Source organism: Streptomyces sp. B21-105 (assembly GCF_036898465.1).
Taxonomy (GTDB): Bacteria; Actinomycetota; Actinomycetes; order Streptomycetales; family Streptomycetaceae; genus Streptomyces.
Genome location: NZ_JARUMJ010000001.1, coordinates 4,110,719 through 4,131,465 on the forward strand (window position 1 = coordinate 4,110,719; position 20,747 = coordinate 4,131,465).

Here is a 20,747-nt window from a genome sequence, read left to right on the forward strand (position 1 = left end):
AAGACCGATCGTACCGAGATCGATGGAACCGGTACCGGAAGCGCAACCGGCATCGGTTTCGGTAGCGGTTCCGGTTCGGTTTCGGTTCCAGGCCGGTTTCGGCACTGAAGCGCGGGACGCCGTCAGCGGCCCTCGGGAGCAGGCGCGGGACCGGGCGCGTGCGCGGGGAGTTCGCCGGAGCCGCGGGCGAGGTAGCGGGTGGGCAGTACGCGGTGGCGGGCGGGGCCGTCCTCGCCGGCGAGCCGGTCGAACAGCAAGCCCGCGGCCTCCCGGCCGATGGCGGCGTGGTCCTGGGCGATCACCGAGATGCCGGGTTCGAGCAGGTCGGCGAGGGGCAGGTCGTCGAAGCCGATCAGCGCCACCCGCCGCTGCAGCCGAAGGTCCTGAAGGGTCCGGCGGGCCCCGAGGGTGAGGAGGTTCTGGCCGGAGACGATCGCGGTGGGCGCGTGGGCGAGGGCCAGGAGTTCGCGGGTGGCCGCCCGGGCGGCCTCCGCGCCGTGCAGGCCGCGCCTCACGAGGGACGGGTGCCGGACGCAGCCCACCTCGGCGAGCCCTTCCACGAACCCGGCGTGGCGCTCGTCGGCGGTCCAGATCGACCGGAGGTCGCCGAGGAAGGCGATGCGCCGGTGACCGGCCTCGTGCAGCCTTTTCACGGCCGCCCGGACGCCCGCGCGGTTGTCCACCGTCACCGTGTCCACCTGCGGCGCCGTGGTGCGGCGGTCCGCACAGACGACGGGTGTGCCGGCGCGCCGGGCCGCGTCGAGGTCGCTGTCGTTCTGTCCCGTGGGCACCACGATCAGGCCGTCGACCCGGCGGGCGGTGAAGGTCTTCAGCAGGCCGCGCTCGCGGACCGGGTCCTCGTCGGTGGATCCCGCGAGGACCAGCAGGCCGCGCTCGGCTGCGGCGTCCTCCACAGCGCGGTGCAGCGCGGCGGAGAACGGGTTCGCCGCGTCCTCCAGGACCAGGCCGAGGGTGCTGGTGCGGCGGTCGGCCCGGCGCAGGCTGCTGGCCGTCAGATCGTGGCGGTAGCCGAGTGTCTCGGCGGCGCGCGTCACCCGTTCCGCCAGGTCGGGAGTGACGGGTTTGCCGTTCACGACCCGCGAGACGGTGGCGATCCCCACCCCGGCCATGGTCGCGACGTCGCGCATGGTCGCCGATCGCCGACCGGTGTCGTCCTGCTGGCTGGGCAACGTTTCTCCCGGGAATCGGTGGCTTGGTTCGATGGCGCCGAGCAGCCGTTCCGATCCTCGCATTCCGGAGTTTTCCTGCACAGGGTCTGGACTTCGGCGACAGGTTGCCCCTACTTTCGGCGAAACGTTTCCAGCCGGTGACGGAGCCGCCGGTGCCGTGCTGCCCCGCACCCGTTGACCCTTTCGTGGCCTTGGACGAGGCCACGAACGTAGCCGCCGCCCCCGTCACCACCGCGTCACCATCCGTCACGGCCCGACCGCGTCACGCATCGCGTCTCCCCCCTCGCCCCCTCACGTCCCACGCGCGTCCCGTGTCAGCCCTCACCTCGGCCTGAGCCGAGTCCGCACGCCCGCACGCCCGACCGCCCGACCGCCCGCCCGCCCGCCCGCCCGCCCGCCCGCCCGCAAGGAGCGTCATGCCCAGAACCGTTCGTCCGCGCCGCAGACTGCTGGCCGCACTGGCTGTCCTGTCCGGGCTCGGCATGGTCGCCGCCTCGCCGGCCTCGGCCGACCCCCTCTACCAGGAGCGGTACCGCCCCCAGTTCCACTTCACCCCGGCCCAGAACTGGATGAACGACCCCAACGGCCTCATCTACTACAAGGGCCGCTACCACCTGTTCTTCCAGTACAACCCGTCCGGCAACAGCTGGGGCGACATCTCCTGGGGCCACGCGGTCAGCACCGACCTCGTGCACTGGAAGCAGCTCCCGGTCGCCCTCCCGCAGGACGACCAGGAGATGGTCTTCTCCGGCAGCGTGATCCTCGACAGGAACAACACCACCGGCTTCGGCACGAGGAACAACCCGCCGCTCGTCGCCGTCTACACCAGTGCGCAGAAAGCTTCCGGCAAGCAGCAGCAGGCCCTTGCCTACAGCACCGACGGCGGAACCACCTGGACCAAGTACGACGGCAACCCGGTGCTCGACATCGGCTCGAACGACTTCCGCGACCCCAAGGTGTTCTGGCACGCCCCCACGCAGCGCTGGCTGATGGCGGTCGCCCTCGCCGACCAGCACAAGATCGCCTTCTACAGCTCGGCCGACCTCAAGCACTGGACCCATCAGAGCGACTTCGGCCCGGCCGGCGCCACCGGCGGGGTGTGGGAGTGCCCGGACCTGTTCCCGCTGCCGGTCGACGGCAACACGAAGAAGACGAAGTGGGTGCTGGCCGTCAACCTCAACCCGGGCGGCATCGCGGGAGGTTCCGGCGCCCAGTACTTCGTCGGCGACTTCGACGGCAAGACGTTCGCCTCCGACGACGCCGGCGCCGTCTACACCCCGCCGGGCGGCACCGTCGTCCAGGACTTCGAGTCCGGCTCGTTCGGCGACTGGACGGCGACCGGTGACGCGTTCGGCAGCGCGCCGGCGACCGGGCCGGTGGACGGCCAGCAGACCGTCACCGGCTTCGAGGGCAAGGCCTTCGCCAACAGCTTCCACGGCGGTGACGCCGCCACCGGCACCCTGACCTCCCCCGCCTTCACGGTGACCGGCGACCACATCAACTTCAAGGTCGGCGGCGGCAACCACCCGCACCGGCCCGGCTCGGTCCCGGGCGGCCGGCCGACGCCCACCGGGGTGACGCTCGCCGACTTCGAGGGCAGCGCCTACACCAGCCCCATCGGCGACTGGACCACCACCGGCGACGCCTTCGGCACCGGACCGGCCAGGGGCACCCTCCCCGGCCAGAACCAGGTCACCGGCCACCTCGGCAGCGGCCTCGTCAACAGCTTCCTGAACGGCGACGCCGGCACCGGCACCCTCACCTCCCCCGCCTTCACCATCGACAAGAAGTACCTGGACTTCCTCATCGGCGGCGGCTACCACCCCGCGAGTTCCGACGCCCCCACCACGGTGGAGCTCGTCGTGGACGGCACGGTGGTGCGCTCCGCCACCGGATCCAACAGCGAAGCCCTGAACTGGGCCTCCTGGGACCTGTCCGACCTCCAGGGCAAGCAGGCCCGGATCAAGGTCGTCGACGACAACACGGGCGGCTGGGGCCACCTGAACCTCGACCAGGTCGTGCTCTCCGACACCCAGGCGAAGCCCCCCTCCGTCGAGACCGGCGTCAACCTGCTGGTCGACGGCGAGGTCGTGCAGAGCGTCACCGGCGCCGACTCCGAGCACCTCGACTGGGCCTCCTTCAACACCAAGGCGTACACGGGCAAGGAGGCCCGGATCCAGATCGTGGACGCCAACTCCGGCGGCTGGGGGCACATCCTCGCCGACCGGTTCACCGTCGCCGGCGAGCCCGCCCTGAACACCACCCGGCGCGCCCACTGGCTCGACCACGGCGCGGACTTCTACGCCGCCAACACGTGGACCGACGCACCCGGCGGCCGCCGCGTCATGATCGCCTGGATGAACAACTGGAACTACGGGCAGGCCATCCCCACCAGCCCGTGGCGCAGCGCACAGTCCTTCCCCCGCGAGCTCTCCCTGCGGACCGTGAACGGCAAGGTCCAGCTGCTCCAGCAGCCCGTCCGCGAACTGACCGGCCTGCGCGGCGCCGGCGCCCGGGCGCCCCGCACGCGCGTCGCGGACACCACCACCCCGCTCGCGGTGCACGGCGGCAGCCAGGAGCTCCGGGCCGACCTCACCGCCGGCACCGCCGACCGCTTCGGCCTGGACGTCCTCACCGGCGGCGGGCAGCGCACCCGCATCGGTTACGACACCACCACCGGCGAGGTGTACATCGACCGCACCGACTCCGGCGCGACCGACTTCGACCCGACCTTCTCCGGCGTCCACCGCGCTCCCCTGGCGCTCCACGGCGGGCCGCTGAGCCTGCACGTCCTCGTCGACGCCTCCTCGGTCGAGGTGTACGCCCAGAACGCGCTTGGCGAACAGGTCACCCTCACCGATCAGGTCTTCCCCGACCCGTCCAGCACCGGCGTGGCCGTCTTCGCCGAAGGCGGCACCGCCACCCTCGACCAGTTGCAGGCGTGGCAGCTGAAGTCCATCTGGCGGTGACACCAGGCAGGCAGCAAGCAGGCAGGCAGCAGGCAGGTCTACCGGGGGCGGGGGGTGCGGGGGGTGGGGGGCGTCGTGGCGTGCGGGGCCGGCGGGCTCGGGGGGCTCGGGGGCGTCGTCTCGCGGGGCAGGAGTGCCGCCGCGGCGAGGCCGCCGAGCCCGATGGCGGCCAGGGTGATCATCGCGGCGGCGTAGGCGCCCTTGCTGAGCCCGGCCACGAGGATGGTGCCGGCGATGGCCGTGCCGAAGGACGAGCCGAGGTTCGACACGCTGCGGGACAGGCCCGAGATCTCGCCCTGCTGTTCCTCGGGGAAACTCGACTGGACGACGTTGACGGACGGGGTCAGCATGGCGCCGAGGCCGAGTCCGATGAGGAGGAGGCCGGGGACGAAGGCCCAGGCCGTGGAGAAGCTCCCGGCCAGCACGATCAGGACGGCCACTCCGGCGAGGGACATGGCGAAGCCCGTCATGATGAGCGTGCGCTGGGGGTGCCGGCGGGCCAGCCGCTCGGCGGACAGCGACGTGGCCAGCAGCCCCAGGGTGGCCGCGGTGAAGACGACCCCGGTCTGGACGGCGTCGTAGCCGCGGACGACCTGCAGATAGGCGGCCACCGTGAACGACGTGCCCATGAGCAGCAGCCACTGCACGTTCTGCGTGACGAGGCCGAGGTCGGACGTGCGGTTGCGGAAGAGGCTCAGGGACAGCAGCGGCTCCCGTCCGGACGCTTCCTTGGCGCGGGCGGAGCGGAAGAACCACGCGAGCACGAGAGCGCCGGCGGCCAGCAGGGCGATCATGAGCCAGACGTTGTCGTCCGCGGCGAGGATGCCCATGACGACGAGGACCAGGCCGACGGCGGACAGGACCGCTCCGGTGATGTCGAAGGGGCGGGTCCGGTCGGGCGGCAGCGGGTCGTCGATGCGCCGGCTGAGGAAGACGATCACCGCGATCACGAGGGCCTGGAACACGAAGGCCGCGCGCCAGCTGATGACGGTGGTGATGAGTCCGCCGATGAGCGGCCCGGCGGCGGCTCCGACGCCGCCGAGCGCCATGATGACGCCGAACGCGCGGGCGCGGGAGGTGACGTCCGGATAGAGGAGGGTCGTGAGGATGTACACGGGCGGGATGAGCAGCGCCGTGCCGATGCCCTCGAGGATCGAGTTGCCGAGGATCAGCACGCCGAGCCCCGGGGCGGCCGCGCTCAGCAGGGCGCCGATCGCGTAGACGACGAGACCGGCCAGGAAGCAGCGTTTGCGGCCGTAGCGGTCGGTCAGTTTGCCGCCGGGGATCATCAGCGCGGCCATCACCAGCAGGAAGATCGTGATCGCCACCTGGACGCCTTGGACGGTGGTGTCGAGATCCTCGCTGATGTCGTTGATCATCACGTTCATGTTGGAGCCGGCGAAGCTGCAGATGAACTGCGCCAGGGCGAGGGCGGCGAGCACCCGTTTCGGGCCCGACCGTTCCGTCGGCCGGGTCCGCCCCGTCGGCCGGTCCGGTTGCGGGGGCCCGGCCCTCTCAGCCACCGGTGTCGCCCCTCGGTGCGCACCACCGGTCGAGGATGCTGTCGGACGGCAATGGGGCGGCGGTCCGGAGATCGCCGACCACCGTGCCGTGTTCCGCGATGGGTGAATGCCCGTTCACGAGATCTCCCCGCTCGGTACGACCCGCTCGGTACGACCCGCTCGGTACGACCCGGCCGGCTCCGTACCGAGGCCTGGTCGCTACGGCCTGCTCGGTACGGCCCGCTTCGTCCGACACGGTGCGGGTCGGGCAGGCCGCGTCGGAGACCGGTCCACGCCAAGCGTTCACCGACGGCACGGCCGCCGCCTCACCCAGGGCGGGTGAAGCGGGGAGGAGGGTCGTGCCGGCGGACGTCCGCCCCGTACGGCTATTTGAGATCGGCGGCGGTGTAGTACCCACCCGCGACCAGCACGTAGTTGTAGTTGCTCTTGTCGACGCTGGTCGGCTGCAGCAGGTAGGCGGACACGGCCTTGACGCCGTTCTTGTAGCCCAGCCTGTTGTTCACCTTCGGCGTCTTGCCGTTGAGGATGTCGTTGGCCATGTCGGCCGCCGCGGAGGCGAGCTGGCGGACGTCCTTGTACACGGTCTGCGACTGCTCGTTCGCGATGATCGACTTGATCGACGGCTTCTCGGCGTCCTGACCGGTGATGATGGGCAGGGGCTTGCTGCCTGAGCCGTAGCCGTCCGCCTTCAGCGCGTTGAGGATGCCGAGGGAGATGCCGTCGTACGGCGACAGGACCGCGTCGACCTTCTTGGCCCGATAGAAGTCGGAGAGGAGGCCGTTCATCCGCTTCTGCGCGGTGGGGCCGTCCCAGCGCAGGGTCGTGACCTCCTTGAGCGCGGTCTGGCCGGACCGGACGATCAACTGCTTGCTGTCCAGGTACGGCTGCAGAAGGTGCATCGCGCCCTCGAAGAAGTACTGGGTGTTGTTGTCGTCGGGTGAACCGGCGAAAATCTCGATGTTGTACGGTCCCTTTCCGTCCTCCAGACCGAGCTTGTCGATGATGTAAAGCGCCTGCAGCCGGCCGACCTGCTCGTTGTCGAAGGAGACGTAGTAGTCGACGTTGGCGGTGCCGAGGATGAGCCGGTCGTAGGAGATCACCGGTATTTTCGCGGCGGCGGCCTGCTCGAGCACGCCGTTCATCGACTTGTTGTCGATAGCCGCGATGATCAGCGCGTCGACGCCCTGCTTGATCAGCTCCTCGATCTGCGAGACCTGGGTCTTCGGGTCGTCCTGCCCGTAGACCAGCTTGGTCTGGTATCCGTAGCCCTTGAGGTCCTTGACGACGCTCTTGCCGTCGGTCAGCCAGCGCTCGGACGCCTGGGTCGGCATGGCGATGCCGATGGTGCCGCCCTTGGACTTCTCCTTGCCGCTGCCGCTCTCTCCGCAGGCGGACAGGGTGAGGGACAGGGAGACTCCGGTGAGGGCGGCGAGGAAGGCTCTTCGGTTGCGCATGGCGATCGTTCCTAGTTTCTCGTCGATGAGGGGGGTTGGTGACGGAGTGTCAGCCGTCGGTGGTGAAGAAGCAGTGGGGCCGCGTACCCGACCGTGGTCGCCGCACGGACGGTGCCGGACGGGCGGGTGCCGGACGGGCGACGGGCGGGTGCCCGGCCCGGCCTCGGCCGTGGGCCGTTCGACTTCCGGCGGCACCGTGCGGCGGACCTGACAGCCATGAACGGTCGGCGGATTTCGCTGACGTCGGCCGAATGGCGAGAGGACCCGAGGAGTACAGGGAGCGCGAGGGGCACGAGAGGACCCGAGGAGTACCGGGAACACGGCCGGAGAGAGGGGCGCGAGGGGCGGGTCGCCCGGCCGTTCGCAAGGGGCGGGATTCGGACGCCTCTGCGGCCCGCAGATCGCCGAAAAGCGCCCCCGCGCGGCGGCGCACTCGGATTTCGCCCGCTCCACTCACCGGTTTGCCGGTACACACCTGTAAATACGTCAGGCTGTGCCACCGGTTTCCGGTCATGAGTGTGCTGACTCCGGTGGTGCGCAGGGCACTTGCCTCTCAACCGTTCGAAATTTCGTCACCTGGCCAGAATGCTGGCGCGACCCTAAAAGGGGGTGCGCAAGGTGTCAACGGGGCGAACGAAAACGTTCTCTGAAGGTGTTTAAAATCGCTTTCGGCTGCCCGCGGCGGCACCGGAGGGCGGCGTTCCGGGCGACGCTCCCGCCCTGACCAGCAATTGGCCTGTCAGGCCCCGCACGGTCCCGGGCCACGCCGCCACGCCGGAAGACCCCACGCGCCCTCGGCGCCATCGTCCAGCGCAGGGCCCGTCACGCGGGCGGAGTGCACAGCACAGTCACGGTCGCAGCTGCGACGCGGCCAACAGGGGCGCACACGGCTTACTGCTTGCCCTCGATACCCCCCAGGGGTATACAGGAAGCATGCCTCACGACGAGCACGACGAGCACGACGAGCACGACGGACACACCGAGCACGACCGGGCACACCGGCACGACCACCCCGGCGGCGGCCACGGACAGGCCGGCCGGTCCGAGCAGCGCCGCGGTCACGCCTCCTGGGGCATGGCCGTGACGGCGACACTGCACTGCCTGACCGGGTGCGCCGTCGGCGAGATCCTCGGCATGGTCGTCGGCACCGTCCTCGGCTGGGGCAACGTGCCGACCATGGTCGTCGCGATCCTCCTCGCGTTCCTGTTCGGCTACTCCCTCACCCTGTTCTCGGTGCGCCGAGCGGGCCTGGATCTCCGGGCCGCCGTCAAGGTGGCGCTGGCCGCCGACACCGTCTCGATCGCCGTGATGGAGCTGGTCGACAACGCGATCGTCGCCTTCACGCCGGGAGCGATGGACGCCCAGCTGTCGGACGGGCTGTTCTGGGCGGCCCTCCTCGGCGGCTTCGTGGTGGCCTTCCTGATCACGACGCCGGTGAACAAGTGGATGATCGCCCGCGGCAAGGGACACGCCGTCGCGCACACCCACGCCCACGCCGACCACGCCGACACCGACGCCCACACCCACGGCTGAGGCGTGCTCACTCAGCCGGGCCCGTGCGTGCCGTCTGCCGTTCGCCGGCCCGTCCCGCGGAGTGCAGCGCCAGGGTCACCGCGATCGACGTCAGCGCCATCGCCGTCATCGCCGTGGCCGGCGAGGTGAGTTGGGCCGCCGTGCCCGCCAGGGCCGCGCTCACGCCCTGCATGGTGAGCATCCCGGACGAGTGCAGCCCAAGGGCGTGGCCGCTGAGTTCGGGCGGGGTGAGCGCCATCAGGCGTTCCTGCTGGGCCAGGCTCGCGCCGAAGCCGACGGAGGCGAGGGCGGCGCAGGCGGCGGCGAGCGGAAGAGCGGGGTGCAGGGCGAACAGGGCGTAGGGCGCGGCCAGCAGGAGCAGCAGCGGGGTCGCCAGCCGGGTGCGCACCGCCGGCGGGACCAGCCTGCCGATCGTCACGTCGCCCACCAGCATTCCCAGCGCGGCGCAGGCGAACAGTGTGCCCGCCGCGTCCGGGGCGTACGGCACGAACAGTGCCTCGCAGCCGACGACCAGACCGTTGGGCAGCCACAGCCCCAGGTAGGTGAGGCGGCGGGGCCGGGAGGACCACAGGACGGCGTTGGTGCGCCGGGTCGCGGCGGCGGAGGGGCGGCCGGCGGCGCGCGGCGGGCGGGCGGTCAGCCCCAGCCGGGCGACCGCGGCGGCGACGGCGTACAGCAGGGCGGCGAGCAGCAGGGTCCGGCGTGCGGAGAGCGCCGCGACCAGGACGCCGCCGGCCGCGTATCCGGTGATCTGCATCAGCCCGTGCAGGATGTTGAACAGCGAACGCCCGGGCAGATAGCCGTCCTTGGTGAGGATCTCGTTCAGCAGTCCCCAGCGGACCCCGCCGCCGAGCGAGGCGATCAGCCCCTGCAGCAGGACGACCATGAGGACGCCGTAGACGGGCAGGCCCGGGGCGGCCAGGAGGGCGGTGGTGGCGGCGAAGCCGAGCGAGATCCCCGCCAGAGTCGCCCTCGGGGGCAGCCGGTCGGAGCCGGAGAGGAGCAGGGTCGCGCCCAGCACCTGGGCGAGCGAGGGCCCGAACATGCTCATCGCCGACAGCAGCGGCGAGTCGGTGGCCCGGTAGACGAGTGTGCCGAGCGCCAGGCCGCCCACCGTCGAGGCGGCGGTGTGCGCGGCGGAGGAGACGAAGAGGGGCGTGAACTCCGGGGTGCGGAAAAGCGGTCGGTAGCGAGACATGCGCGGAGTCTCGGACGGCGTCGAGCGGGCCGGTTATTGTTTCGCGGTCGTGCGAAAGGTCGTGCGGAGGGTCGTCCGGGACGAAAGGGGCCGCGTGGGCTGGTGGCAGGTGAACGCGGACACGCTGGCGGGCAGCCGGTTCGTGATCTCGCCGCTCACCGAGACCTTCGCGAGTCTGAAGCTGCTGCACGCCGGGGTGGGTCACCATCCCGGCGAGCGGGAGTGGCTGCACGTCCACCTGCCCGGCTACCGGGCCGCGCTGGCCGCCGACCCGGTGACGGCGCTGTTGGTGCGGGCGGGGCTCGGAAGGAGCTGGATCGCCGACTTCCTGACGCCCACGCCGAGGGACGGCGAGAGCTTCGAGGAGGGCGTGGCCCGGGTGCGGTCGGCCCATCCGGCGGACGCCCGGGCGCATCTGCGGACGTCGCTGGCCGGGCCACTGCCCGCCGCCCTGGACCGGGACGACCTGCCCGAGCGGGCGGCCGCGCTGCTGGAGCACGTGTGGGAGACGGACGTCCGGCCGGACTGGGAGCGCCGCCGGCGCGTCCTGGAGGCGGACGTCGTCGCGCGGACGGCGCAGGTCAGCCGGGGTGGCTGGGCGGCGGTGCTGGACTCGTTGCGGCCGGGGACGCGCTGGCTCGGCGAGAGCCGCTTCCAGGTGAACCCGCACGAGTATCCGCCCCGCGAGATCTCCGGGGCCGAGCTGCTGTTCGTGCCGGTCACGCCGAAGGCCGGCTGGGTGTCGTGGGAGGGCCGGGAGCGGTACGCCGTCGTCTACCCGTGCGCCGGCGTGCTCGCCGAGGACCGGCGCGGCCGCGCCGGGGCGGCGCCGGCCGCGCTCGGCGCGCTGCTGGGTCCCGGCCGTGCCGCGGTGCTGGTGCTGCTCGCCGGCCCGTTGAGCACCACCCAGCTGGTCGCGCTGACCGGCCAGGGCCTCGGCTCCGTGGGCCGCCATCTGCGGGTGCTGCTGGACGCGGGCCTGGTGCAGCGGCGACGCGCGGGGCGCTCGGTGCTGTACTCGCGGACGCCGGCGGGAGACACCCTGGCGGAGGCGGCCGGAGGCGACCCCGTGGGACCGGCGGCTGCGGCGGCCGGGGCCGACGGTCCTGCTCGGAGTTAGCATCCGAAGCATGACTACTGATGCCGGTACCTCTCCCCTCGACGTCCAGATCGACGCCCTCAAGGGCGGCTCCGCGGAGCTCTCGCAGTACACGGGCCAGGTCGTGCTGGTGGTGAACGTGGCCTCCAAGTGCGGGCTCACCCCGCAGTACACCGGCCTGGAGCGGCTGCAGGAGCGGTACGCCGGGCGGGGTTTCACCGTCCTCGGGGTGCCCTGCAACCAGTTCCTCGGGCAGGAGCCCGGCAGCGCCGAGGAGATCGCGCAGTTCTGCTCGGCCACCTACGGCGTGAGCTTCCCGCTGACGGAGAAGGTCGAGGTCAACGGCGAGGGCAGGCACCCGCTGTACGAGCGGCTCGTCGGGTTCGCGGACGGCGAGGGCCACACCGGCGACGTCCGCTGGAACTTCGAGAAGTTCCTGATCGGCCGGGACGGCTCCGTCGTCGCCCGGTTCTCCCCGCAGACGGAGCCGGAGGCCCCCGAGGTGGTCGCGGCCATCGAGAGCCGCCTGGGCTGAGCGGGCGGGCGGGCCGGCCGCCTCGGCTGAGCGGGCGGGCGGCCGGGCCGCCCGGGCATGCGACGGGCCCCCTCGGCTAGGACGGCGATCTGGACGAGAGGGCCCGTGGGTGGTGCTTCCGCAGTGGTGTTCGGTATCCGGCTGAGGGTCAGGAAGTCCTCCGCCCTACGCCTTGACCGACGCCACGAAGTCGCTCCACGCGTCGGCGGGGAAGACGAGGGTCGGGCCGTCCTGGACCTTGGAGTCCCGGACGAACAGGGCCTGTACGGCGGGGGACTTGACTTCGACGCACGCACCGTTGCCCGTGGAGTAGGAGGACTTGGTCCACGTGTACGCGCTGCCCTGACGAATTGCCATTTTTGCTCCGGAGTGCAGTTGTTGAGTTGCTGTCTTCACGCCAACCGTGTTGCTTGATGGCGTGATCGACGCTACTCGCCAACATCGACTGACGAAGCGACTATTCACTCGACCGGGTGACATATCCCCTTGGGAACTTCCATAACCCTGGTGACATCGCGTATCATGCGCCCCTTTTCGCCGGACCTCACCGCACGTAGCTCTTGGCGATGTCGGCGATGAGCCGGCGGGACTGCTCCACGTTCAGGGCCTGGGCGCGCAGATGCTCGTACATCACGCTGTACTTCTGCACGTCGTTCGGCTTCTCCAGATAGAGGTCGCTGGTGACGCCCTCGATGTAGACCACGCTGGAGTCGGCCGTGTCGGGGAACTCAAGGATCGCGTACTGGCCGTTGAGACCCGGATGCGCGCCCATCTCGAACGGGATCACCTGGACCGTCACATGCGGCAACTGGGACTGCTCGACGAGGTGTTCCAGCTGGTCCCGCATCAACTCTCGGCCCCCGACCACGCGTCGGAGCGCCGACTCGTCCATGACGCTCCACAGCCGCAGCGGGTTCTCGCCCGACGAGACCCGTTCCTGCCGGCGCAGGCGCACCTGCACCCGCTTGTCGATCTCCGTCTGCGCGGTCTCCGGCAGCGCGCCCGAGATCAGCGCCTCCGCGTACTGACGGGTCTGCAGCAGCCCGGGCACCACCTGCGGGTCGTACACGCGCAGGCTCGCCGCGTCCGTCTCCAGACCGATGTAGACGCTGTACGGAACGTCGCCGAAGGCGTGCCACCAGCCCTGCTGGCGGGAGTCCTTGGCCATCTCCATCAGCGAGTCGACCATCCGCTGGTCCTCGACCTCGTACACCCCGCACAGGTCGCGTACGTCGCGCTGGCTGATGCTGCGCCGGCCGTTCTCCAGCCGGCTGATCTTCGACTGGGACACCAGCAGACGCTCGGCGACCTCTTCGGCGGTCATGCCCTTGAGCTCACGGAGCCTGCGCAGCTCCTGGCCCAACCGGCGTCGTCTGACGGTGGGATTGACATTGGACGCCACGGGACGTGCACCTCCGGCTGCGTGTCTGTCTCAACACTTTGCGTATCTGCTGTTCAGCAGACTGCCACCAAGGCGCTTTCCGGCGCTGGAAAACGGTGGATATGCGGCTGCTGCGCGCCAGTTCGGACAGGAATCCGAAGGGTTCCGGACGCCTCCCGACGCCTCCCGAGAGCGCGCGACGGCTCGCGACACACGTCCGCGCGGGGCGGTGTACGCACCGTCCCGCGCGGGCCGCGTCGGCTCCCGAACAGGTCTCAGGTCTGAGGGCCCTGAGGACTCGGAGGTCCCTGAGGGCTCAGAAGAATCGGAGGGTTCAGAGGGTTTGGAAGGTTCAGAGGGCCACCACACGCGCCATGGGGTTGCGGTGCGGCTGCGCCGGAACGCCACGGGCGGGTTCCGGAGCGGGCCTGGCTCCCGGTCCGGCCTGCCGGCCGGGGGGCGCCTGGTTGCGGCGCGGCTGTGCCACCGCGCCGTTCTGGACGTCCATCACGGCGTGCGCCACGAGTCCGCCCATCGGGTCGTGCCTGATCAGATCCCGCAACCGGGAGCGGGACGAACGTCCCTCGTTGCCCGGGTACAGGTGCTTGCCGAGGCCGACCGCGTGCGCCAGCGCGGCGAGCGCCGCGGTCCGCGGGTCCGGCGGCACGCCGGTGCGGATCGCGGAGTCCAGCCGGGCCTTGATCTCCCGGCTGATGTCGGTGTCCGTCGCCTGGTAGCGAGTCGTCGGCAGCACTCCGCACATCTGGCCCGCCACGGCATGCACCATGCCGCACCGCTCCAGATGCGAGAGGTAGGTCTGGCGTAGCCCGAGACGCGGCCCGCCGATCCAGTGGACAGCCCGTACGGGAGCGCCACGCCTTCGCAGCAACTCCAACGCGCAGTCCAGCGTTGGGTCTCCAGTCGGCCGTGGGGACACCACGGCGATACGATCCCCGTCAGGGGCTATCCGCCCGGCCAGTGCCAGCTCCACTAGCTGTGCTCCGGCCAGACCAAGGTCGAGCGACTGCGGCTGTGCGGTGGTACCCGTCGTCGGGTCCAACGCCAGCAGAAGAAGCTCTTCCGGAATCGTTCTGCGGCTCCTGCCCATCCATGCCTCCCCGCGTGGATGAATGACAGGGTGACCCCTCTCACATTCATCTGTCGAGGGTGCGTGACCTGTTTGTAGTGGAACCAGTAGGTATGTCGTTCTCGTCTACCGCAGGAGCCAAGCCCACTACACACGACACTGGTACATGGTTCGGACAACGCCGCAAGGCGGGTCCGGGGCGGGCTGTTCACGGTTCGGCAGGCGCGCTGACGGCGTGCGGCACACGAGGAGGCATCGGTGGCGGGCGAGTCCCCCGACAGGTCGAAGCAGCGCGAGTCGTCGGCAGAACCGACGTCGGGGAGCGCGGGCACGGTTCCCGAGGCACGGGAATCTCGCGAGATCCGCGATCCGCGGGTCGCGGTGGCGCGGGACAGCGAGCCCTCGTCGGCCCGCGGCGGCGTGGACACGGCGACGCGGGTGTTCTCGGTACGGGATCTGAAGACCGAGGAGGCCGAGGAGCCCGAGAAGCCCGAGGCCGCGGAGAACGACGCCGCGAGCAACGACGCCGACGCCGACGCTTCCGAGGCCGAGACCGAGACCGAGTCGGAGACAGGAACCGAGACGGAGACCGATGCCGGCTCCGAGGCCGCCGAAGCGGGATCCGCGGAGAGCGAGCCGCCCGGGGAGCCTGAGGCCGCCGAGGAGACCCCCGCAGCCACGTCGGGCGACTCCGAGGAGGCGCGGGACGCCGGGACGGCCACAGCGACCGAGGAGAGCGCCGCCGACAGCGCCGGGGACGACCCCGAGGACGGCGACGGGACCGCGGACGCCGCAGAGACCCCCGGCGAGGGCGACGAGGCCCCCGAGGCCCCCGGAGGCGGCGAGGACCGTCTGCGGGCGGCGGTCGCCCAGTGGGTGGCCACGGCGGACGACGAGAGCCCTGAGCACGCCTCAGCGGCCGACGCGCAAGACCCGACCGACGGGGAGGCCGACGGGGAGGCCGACGAACCCGCGGACGCGATCCCGGACGGCGCCTCGGACGACTCCCCGGAGTCCGCCGGGTCCGCCGAGTCCCCGGAGTCCCCGGAGTCCCCGGAGTCCGCCGAGCCCGAGGGCGAGGCCAGGACCGGCCCGGCTGCCAAGCCCGCGCCGAAGTGGGCGTCCGACGCAGGCAAGCCCGACGCCGACGCCGGGTCCGAGGAGGCCAAGGCCGACCGCTCCCCCGTCGACCAGCCCACCGCCGTCTTCAAGACCCCCCGGCCCAGGCCCGCCGTCGACCAGCCGACCACCATGCTGAAGCTCGGCGACGTCAAGCCCCGGCCGGCCGAGGAGAAAGCCGACCCGCCCCGCACCGCCGACGCGACCGACACCGACACCGCCGGGAAGGCCGACACCGCCGCGCAAACCGGCGCCGACGAGAAGCCCGCGCCGCCGGCCGAGCGGACCAGCAGGTTCGTCGCGCTCAAGCCGCTCGACGAGCCCCGTCCGCCGAAGCCCGCGCAGCCCGCGACGCCCGCCGCCCAGACGCCCGCCGACGTCACCGCGCTCGTTCCGCAGGTCGGCCCCGAGCGGACCACGCAGCAGCCGCTGCCGCCGAAGCCGCCGCTGGACCTGCTGGCCGAGCTGACGAACACCCCGCCGCCCCCGCCGACCCCGCTGCGCACCCTCGGACGACGGCTCAAGATCTGGACGCCGCTGGTCCTCCTGCTGGTCGTCGTGTTTGCGATCGCGCAGGCCGTTCGCCCGCTGCCGGCGACCGCGCTCACGCTGACCGCGAAGAGCTCGTACACCTTCGAGGGCGGCAGGACGCAGCTGCCCTGGCCGAACGAGGGTCAGGGCTGGATGGACGCCGACGGCGTCGGCACGATGGGCGCCTTCGGCAAGCAGACGCCCGTGGCCATCGGCTCGGTCGCCAAGACCATGACCGCGTACATCATCGCCAAGGACCACCCGATGAAGGCCGGGGAGGAAGGCCCGGAGATCGAGGTCGACGCGACGGCGGAGAAGGAGGGCGGCTACGACGTCACCGGCGACGAGTCGACGCTCAACACCGTCAAGGCCGGCGACAAGCTGACCGAGAAGCAGGCCCTGTCGGCCGTCATCATCCCCTCCGCCAACAACATCGCGCGGCTGCTCGCGCGCTGGGACGCGGGCTCGGTGGAGGCGTTCGTGAAGAAGATGAACGCCACCGCCAAGGAACTGGGGATGACGAACACGACGTACACCGACCCCTCGGGCCTGAAGGAGACCACGGTCTCCACGGCGGAGGACCAGGTCAAGCTCGGCCGGGCGTTCGTGAAGGAGCCCGCCCTGGTCGCCGTCTCCAGCGCGGCGAGCTGGACCGACCCGACCGGCAAGTACTGGAACAACTACAACGAGCTGCCCTTCAAGATCGGCGCGATCGGCATCAAGACCGGCAGCACCACCGCGGCCGGCGGCAACCTGCTCTTCGCCTCCCGCAAAAAGGTCGACGGGAAGTCGGTGACCCTGGTCGGCGCGATCCTCGGCCAGCACAAACAGAAGATCCTCGCCACGGTCAACGCGGTCAGCAAGACGGCGCTGCTCGCCGCCGAGGACGCGCTCACCTCGGCGAAGATCCTGAAGAAGGGCGACGTCGTCGGGTACGTGGACGACAAGCTCGGCGGCCACACGCCCGTCGTCATCACCAAGGACGTCTCGGCGGTCGGCTGGGCCGGGATGACGGTGAAGCTGTCGTTCACCGCCGGCGAGGTGCCGCACACCGCCAAGGCCGGCACCCAGGTGGGCACGCTCACCGTCGGCGACGGCACCAGCAGCGCGGTGAAGGTGCCGGTCGCCCTGCAGACGGACCTGGCCGAGCCGGGCTTTGCGGACAAGCTGACCCGCGTCGGCTGACCCGCGACACCCCTGCGTACGCCTTCCGCACCCCGTCGGGCAGCCGCCCGGCGGGGTGCGTGCTAGCGTCGCGAAACGGGACAGGCTGCCGGTCGCAACGGCGTAGCCGTGAAGCGGACGCGAACGGTGCGCGGCCGAGAGCAGAAGACGGGACACGGGGAGTGCCTTCAGGTGGCCACTGCGGAGCCGACACGTGCCGACGACGCCGGTCAGGACCGGGACGCCGGCTCGCGCACCAGGGTGCCCGCACCCCAGTCGGGCGAACACGACCGTGACCCGGCGGGCGGCACGATGGTAGACCTCGGCCAGGACCGGATCCCGGACGGCGACCCGGACGGGGTCCCGGACCGGCACCCGGACCAGTCCTCGGACCGGGATCGGGACGGCGTGATGCGCGGCGCCCTCGACCGTCTCGGCGCGGGTCTGCGCCGGCTGGGCGTGCCCCTCCGCCGCCATCTCGTGCTCTCCATGACGGCACTGTCCGGCGTCCTGCATCTCGTCTGGTTCTTCACGTTCGCGAACAGTGGCGGCGATCTCGCGGCGCAGGACGCGTGGGCCGAGTTCGTGGGCCGGCATCCCGACTCCGCGTACAACCTCGCCTGGTACGGCGGCATGCACCCGGTGTCCTACAGCATGGTGTCGCCGTACCTGATGTCGCTGCTCGGCGTCCGGACGACGATGATGATCGCCGGGACGATCTCGGCGGGGCTGCTCACCCTGATCCTGCTGCGCTGCCGACCGGTGAAGAACCCCGTGTGGCCCGCGCTCGCGGGGATCTTCGCGCTGCTGTGCAACGCCGCGTCGGGCCGGGTGACGTTCGGCCTGGGCAACATGTTCGCGTTGGGCGCGGTCGCCGTCGTGTTCTGCTGGCCGCACCGCTGGCGCTACAAACGGTGGGCGAAGGCGCTGTGCGCGGCGCCGCTCGCCGCGCTGGCCACCATGGGCTCGCCGGTGGCCGGGCTCTTCGTGGGCATAGTCGCCGTCGCCATGTTCCTGCAGAAGCGGCGGCCGGGCGCGTGGGCGCTCGGGCTCGCGCCGACGGTGGTCGTCGCCCTGTCCGCCTGGCTGTTCCCCTTCTCCGGCACCCAGCCGATGTCCTTCGGCTCGGCCTGTCTGCCGCTGCTGTCCGCGGTGGCGGTCTACGCCCTCGTCCCGCCCGACTGGAAGACCGTGCGGATCACCGCGGCGGTGTACGGGCTCGGGGTGCTGCTGGTGTGGCTGATCAGCTCGCAGATCGGGTCCAACATCACCCGGCTCGCGATGATGTTCACGGGTGTGGTGCTGATGGCCGCGCTGCCGTTCGCCGTGCCGCGCAGCCGCAAGTGGTACGTGATCGTCCTGTCGTCGCTGACGTTCGTGGGCTGGATCGGCTTCAAGTCGGTCGACGACGTCGTGCGGACGACCCCGGCGGCCTCCTGGGCGCGTGAGCTGGCGCCGCTCGTCAACGAGCTGCAGGGGGTCGGCGCGGAGAAGGGCCGGGTGGAGGTCGTCCCGGCCCGTTCGCACCGCGAGGCGTCCGCGCTCGCGCCGTACGTCAACCTCGCCCGCGGCTGGAACCGCCAGGCCGACATGGAGCGCAACCCGCTCTTCTACGACGACACCCTCAACTCCGCGAACTACCGCGACTGGCTGAAGCGGTGGGCGGTGCACTTCGTGGTCGTCCCCAAGGAGGCGCTGGACGGGGACGGCGGCGAGCGGGAGCGGGAGCTGGTGCAGCGGGGGCTGCCGTATCTGGAGCAGATCTGGGGCGACGCCAACTGGCAGCTGTTCAAGGTCGTCGGTCCCGCCCCGCTCGCCGAGCCGAACGCGGTGGTGCAGCGGGCCGAGCAGGGCGAGATGACGATCGACGTGAAGAAGGCGGGGCGGATCCTGATCCGGATCCCGTACTCGCCGTGGCTGAGCGTGGTGGACGAGCAGGGCAAGAGCCTGGAGCCGCCGCAGGAGACGCAGGAGTCCAAGGACCGCTCCGACGGCGAGCCGAAGACGTTCGACAACGTCAACGGGTGCCTGTTCGAGACGGCCGAGGACGCGGACGGCGACAGGTGGACGGTGCTGCTCGCTCCGGAGGCGGGCACCTACCGGCTGGCGGCGCCCTACCAGCTGCCCCGCGGGACGCCCTGCCCGGACGAGCTGACGGACCAGCCGTGATCAGCGCAGCCGGTCCACGTAGCGGTCGGTGCCCGGCACCGTCGGGATGAACGGCGCGACCAGCTCCACGCGCCCCAGGCCGGACTCCGCCACCGCCTCCTCCAGGCCGGTGAAGTACGGGTCCCAGCAGTCGCCGGGGGCCGCCTCCAGGAACCACAGGAGGGTCAGCCGGGTGCCGACGCCCTCGACCTGCTTGACGTAGGTCATGCGGTCGCCGGGGAGCGGGGTGGGGCAGAAGACGGTGACCATGGCGGCCGGGGAGCCGGCCAGCCGCCGGGGCAGGTGGCGGGCGTGCAGCCAGCGCAGGAGTTCGGCGCGCTGCTGCGCCGAATCGGCGTCGACCACCTCGACGACGAGGCCCGCGTAGGGGTGGTCGAGGGCGTGGAAGTCCCTCGGGCCCGCCGCGCCGTCCCGGTAGACCGTCGTCGCGTGGTCCTGGAAGGCGGTGAACACGTGGGTGCGGTCGTGGTAGACGCGGGCGTCCCGGTTGAGACGCTTGTTGATGGCGACCGTCCACTTCATGTGGTCGTCGTGGCGGCCGTCGGTGATCCAGTAGGTGGACAGGTAGCAGCCGGCGGTGACGGGCTGGGCGACCGCCGACTTCTCGGGGTAGCGGAGCAGTTGCAGGTCGCGGGTCGCCACCCATCTGCGGCCGGCGTACATCCAGGGCATGGCCATCGCGCCGGCGTAGTAGTGGTCGTCCTCGTACCAGCGGTTGTAGGCGTACTCGTGGCCTGGGTGTGGTTCGACCATGGTGATCAGGGCGTGCCCGGGACGGACCCCGTAGGGGCCGACGGCGGCCAGCTCGGCGTACGCGTCGCCGTGCGTCTCGGTGTGCGTGTCGGTGTGCGTCTCCTCGCTCATGCTCTTCCCCATCCTCGGTGACTGGCCCATACTCTGACGCTCCGTCAGATAGAGCGCCAGAGGCAGGGAGGCCCCATGTCACCGCTGCAGGGCAGGACCGTCGTCGTGTCGGGGGTCGGCGCCGGGCTGGGTCACCAGGTCGCCGCCGCGGTCGTGCGGGACGGCGGGAACGCCGTGCTCGGGGCGCGGACCGAGGCGAACCTCGCGAAGAGCGCGGCCGAGATCGATCCGGCCGGGGCGCGCACCGCGTACCGGGCCGCCGACATCACCGACGAGCACAGCTGTGAGGCGCTGGCCGGCCTGGCGCGGGAGCGGTTCGGGGGGATCGACGCGGTGGTGCACGTGGCGGCCTGGGACTCGTACTTCGGCGGGGTCGAGGACGCCGACTTCACGACGTGGCAGTCGGTGCTGGACGTCAATCTGCTGGGCACGCTGCGGATGACGCGGGCCTGTCTGCCCGCGCTGAAGGAGCGGGGCGGGTCGGTGGTGTTCATCGGGACGCAGTCGGCGGTGGCGGCGCCCTCGCAGGTGCGGCAGGCGGCGTACGCGGCCTCCAAGGGGGCGCTGACGAGCGCGATGTACTCGCTGGCGCGGGAGCTCGGGCCGTACCGGATCCGGGTCAACACGGTGCTGCCGGGGTGGATGTGGGGGCCGCCGGTGCAGGCGTACGTACAGTTCACCGCGCAGACCGAGGGGGTGTCCGAACAGGAGGTGCTGGGGAGGCTCACGGGACGGATGGCGTTGCCGGAGCTCGCCACGGACGGGGACGTGGCGGATGCGGCGGTGTTCCTGGTGTCGGACCGGGCGCGGGCGATCACCGGACAGTCGTTGCTGGTCAACGCCGGGGAGCTGATGCGTTGAGTTCACATGGATGAACGCAAGACAGCATACCGAATTCTTTTACCTCCCTTTGACCTCACGGTTACTTGTC

The 20,747-nt window shown here is 71.2% G+C and carries 15 protein-coding genes; 7 read left to right on the plus strand and 8 right to left on the minus strand.

The features are described from left to right. Positions 1–122: 122 nt before the first annotated feature. Positions 123–1,190 carry a LacI family DNA-binding transcriptional regulator gene (locus QA802_RS18455; protein ID WP_334523880.1) on the minus strand — a complete coding sequence of 356 codons (1,068 nt, stop codon included), beginning with the start codon at positions 1,188–1,190 and terminating at the stop codon, positions 123–125. 416 nt (positions 1,191–1,606) lie between these two features. On the opposite strand from QA802_RS18455, the gene QA802_RS18460 reads away from it, so the two are divergent. Continuing rightward, complete coding sequence (locus QA802_RS18460; RefSeq protein ID WP_334523883.1) at positions 1,607–4,159, plus strand: GH32 C-terminal domain-containing protein; 2,553 nt, start codon at positions 1,607–1,609, stop codon at positions 4,157–4,159. A 38-nt stretch (positions 4,160–4,197) separates the two neighbouring features. On the opposite strand, the gene QA802_RS18465 is transcribed toward QA802_RS18460, so the two are convergent. Continuing rightward, positions 4,198–5,682, minus strand: a complete 1,485-nt coding sequence (locus QA802_RS18465; RefSeq protein WP_443042142.1) for an MFS transporter — start codon at positions 5,680–5,682, stop codon at positions 4,198–4,200. Positions 5,683–6,047: 365 nt separating this feature from the next. Further along, on the minus strand, positions 6,048–7,136 hold the full coding sequence (gene chvE / locus QA802_RS18470; protein ID WP_334523886.1) for a multiple monosaccharide ABC transporter substrate-binding protein: 1,089 nt from the start codon (positions 7,134–7,136) through the stop codon (positions 6,048–6,050). Between the two features lie 933 nt (positions 7,137–8,069). Between chvE and QA802_RS18475 the strand changes: the two genes are divergently transcribed. After that, positions 8,070–8,669 (plus strand): DUF4396 domain-containing protein, encoded by a 600-nt coding sequence (locus tag QA802_RS18475; protein ID WP_334523889.1) that lies wholly within the window; start codon positions 8,070–8,072, stop codon positions 8,667–8,669. A 7-nt stretch (positions 8,670–8,676) separates the two neighbouring features. On the opposite strand, the gene QA802_RS18480 is transcribed toward QA802_RS18475, so the two are convergent. Continuing rightward, positions 8,677–9,867 (minus strand): MFS transporter, encoded by a 1,191-nt coding sequence (locus tag QA802_RS18480; protein ID WP_334523892.1) that lies wholly within the window; start codon positions 9,865–9,867, stop codon positions 8,677–8,679. A 94-nt stretch (positions 9,868–9,961) separates the two neighbouring features. Between QA802_RS18480 and QA802_RS18485 the strand changes: the two genes are divergently transcribed. Both QA802_RS18485 and QA802_RS18490 read left to right on the plus strand, forming a co-directional pair. Beyond that, positions 9,962–10,987, plus strand: coding sequence for an ArsR family transcriptional regulator (locus QA802_RS18485; RefSeq protein ID WP_334534732.1), 1,026 nt, complete (start codon positions 9,962–9,964; stop codon positions 10,985–10,987). Positions 10,988–10,997: 10 nt separating this feature from the next. Next, entirely contained in the window at positions 10,998–11,501 is a 504-nt protein-coding gene (locus QA802_RS18490; RefSeq protein ID WP_334523895.1) for a glutathione peroxidase, read from the plus strand. A gap of 165 nt (positions 11,502–11,666) precedes the next feature. Here the strand turns inward: QA802_RS18490 and QA802_RS18495 are convergent, their stop codons facing one another. The 3 genes from QA802_RS18495 to QA802_RS18505 all read right to left on the minus strand — a co-directional run bounded on the left by QA802_RS18495 (position 11,667) and on the right by QA802_RS18505 (position 13,990). Beyond that, positions 11,667–11,858: a DUF397 domain-containing protein gene (locus QA802_RS18495; RefSeq protein ID WP_319166571.1), complete on the minus strand. Its 192-nt coding sequence runs from the start codon at positions 11,856–11,858 to the stop codon at positions 11,667–11,669. 187 nt (positions 11,859–12,045) lie between these two features. Next, the gene (locus QA802_RS18500) at positions 12,046–12,903 is read right to left on the minus strand and encodes a helix-turn-helix domain-containing protein (protein WP_319166569.1); all 858 of its coding nucleotides are present in this window, start codon (positions 12,901–12,903) and stop codon (positions 12,046–12,048) included. Positions 12,904–13,234: 331 nt separating this feature from the next. After that, positions 13,235–13,990, minus strand: a complete 756-nt coding sequence (locus QA802_RS18505; protein ID WP_319276115.1) for a GOLPH3/VPS74 family protein — start codon at positions 13,988–13,990, stop codon at positions 13,235–13,237. A gap of 237 nt (positions 13,991–14,227) precedes the next feature. On the opposite strand from QA802_RS18505, the gene QA802_RS18510 reads away from it, so the two are divergent. After that, positions 14,228–16,804 (plus strand): D-alanyl-D-alanine carboxypeptidase, encoded by a 2,577-nt coding sequence (locus QA802_RS18510; protein WP_334523901.1) that lies wholly within the window; start codon positions 14,228–14,230, stop codon positions 16,802–16,804. Positions 16,805–16,975: 171 nt separating this feature from the next. Continuing rightward, positions 16,976–18,952 carry a DUF8823 domain-containing protein gene (locus tag QA802_RS18515; RefSeq protein WP_334523904.1) on the plus strand — a complete coding sequence of 659 codons (1,977 nt, stop codon included), beginning with the start codon at positions 16,976–16,978 and terminating at the stop codon, positions 18,950–18,952. On the opposite strand, the gene QA802_RS18520 is transcribed toward QA802_RS18515, so the two are convergent. Beyond that, positions 18,953–19,816: a hypothetical protein gene (locus QA802_RS18520; RefSeq protein ID WP_334523906.1), complete on the minus strand. Its 864-nt coding sequence runs from the start codon at positions 19,814–19,816 to the stop codon at positions 18,953–18,955. A gap of 75 nt (positions 19,817–19,891) precedes the next feature. Between QA802_RS18520 and QA802_RS18525 the strand changes: the two genes are divergently transcribed. Further along, positions 19,892–20,677 (plus strand): SDR family oxidoreductase, encoded by a 786-nt coding sequence (locus tag QA802_RS18525; protein ID WP_334523908.1) that lies wholly within the window; start codon positions 19,892–19,894, stop codon positions 20,675–20,677. Positions 20,678–20,747: the final 70 nt, after the last annotated feature.

Excerpts from the sequence above, each read along its gene's own strand:
- chvE (WP_334523886.1), bottom strand. The coding sequence starts at position 7,136 with ATGCGCAACCGAAGAGCCTTCCTCGCCGCCCTCACCGGAGTCTCCCTG.
- QA802_RS18460 (WP_334523883.1), top strand. The coding sequence starts at position 1,607 with ATGCCCAGAACCGTTCGTCCGCGCCGCAGACTGCTGGCCGCACTGGCT.
- QA802_RS18505 (WP_319276115.1), bottom strand. The coding sequence starts at position 13,990 with ATGGGCAGGAGCCGCAGAACGATTCCGGAAGAGCTTCTTCTGCTGGCG.
- QA802_RS18480 (WP_334523892.1), bottom strand. The coding sequence starts at position 9,867 with ATGTCTCGCTACCGACCGCTTTTCCGCACCCCGGAGTTCACGCCCCTC.
- QA802_RS18490 (WP_334523895.1), top strand. The coding sequence starts at position 10,998 with ATGACTACTGATGCCGGTACCTCTCCCCTCGACGTCCAGATCGACGCC.
- QA802_RS18475 (WP_334523889.1), top strand. The coding sequence starts at position 8,070 with ATGCCTCACGACGAGCACGACGAGCACGACGAGCACGACGGACACACC.
- QA802_RS18495 (WP_319166571.1), bottom strand. The coding sequence starts at position 11,858 with ATGGCAATTCGTCAGGGCAGCGCGTACACGTGGACCAAGTCCTCCTAC.
- QA802_RS18525 (WP_334523908.1), top strand. The coding sequence starts at position 19,892 with ATGTCACCGCTGCAGGGCAGGACCGTCGTCGTGTCGGGGGTCGGCGCC.
- QA802_RS18520 (WP_334523906.1), bottom strand. The coding sequence starts at position 19,816 with ATGAGCGAGGAGACGCACACCGACACGCACACCGAGACGCACGGCGAC.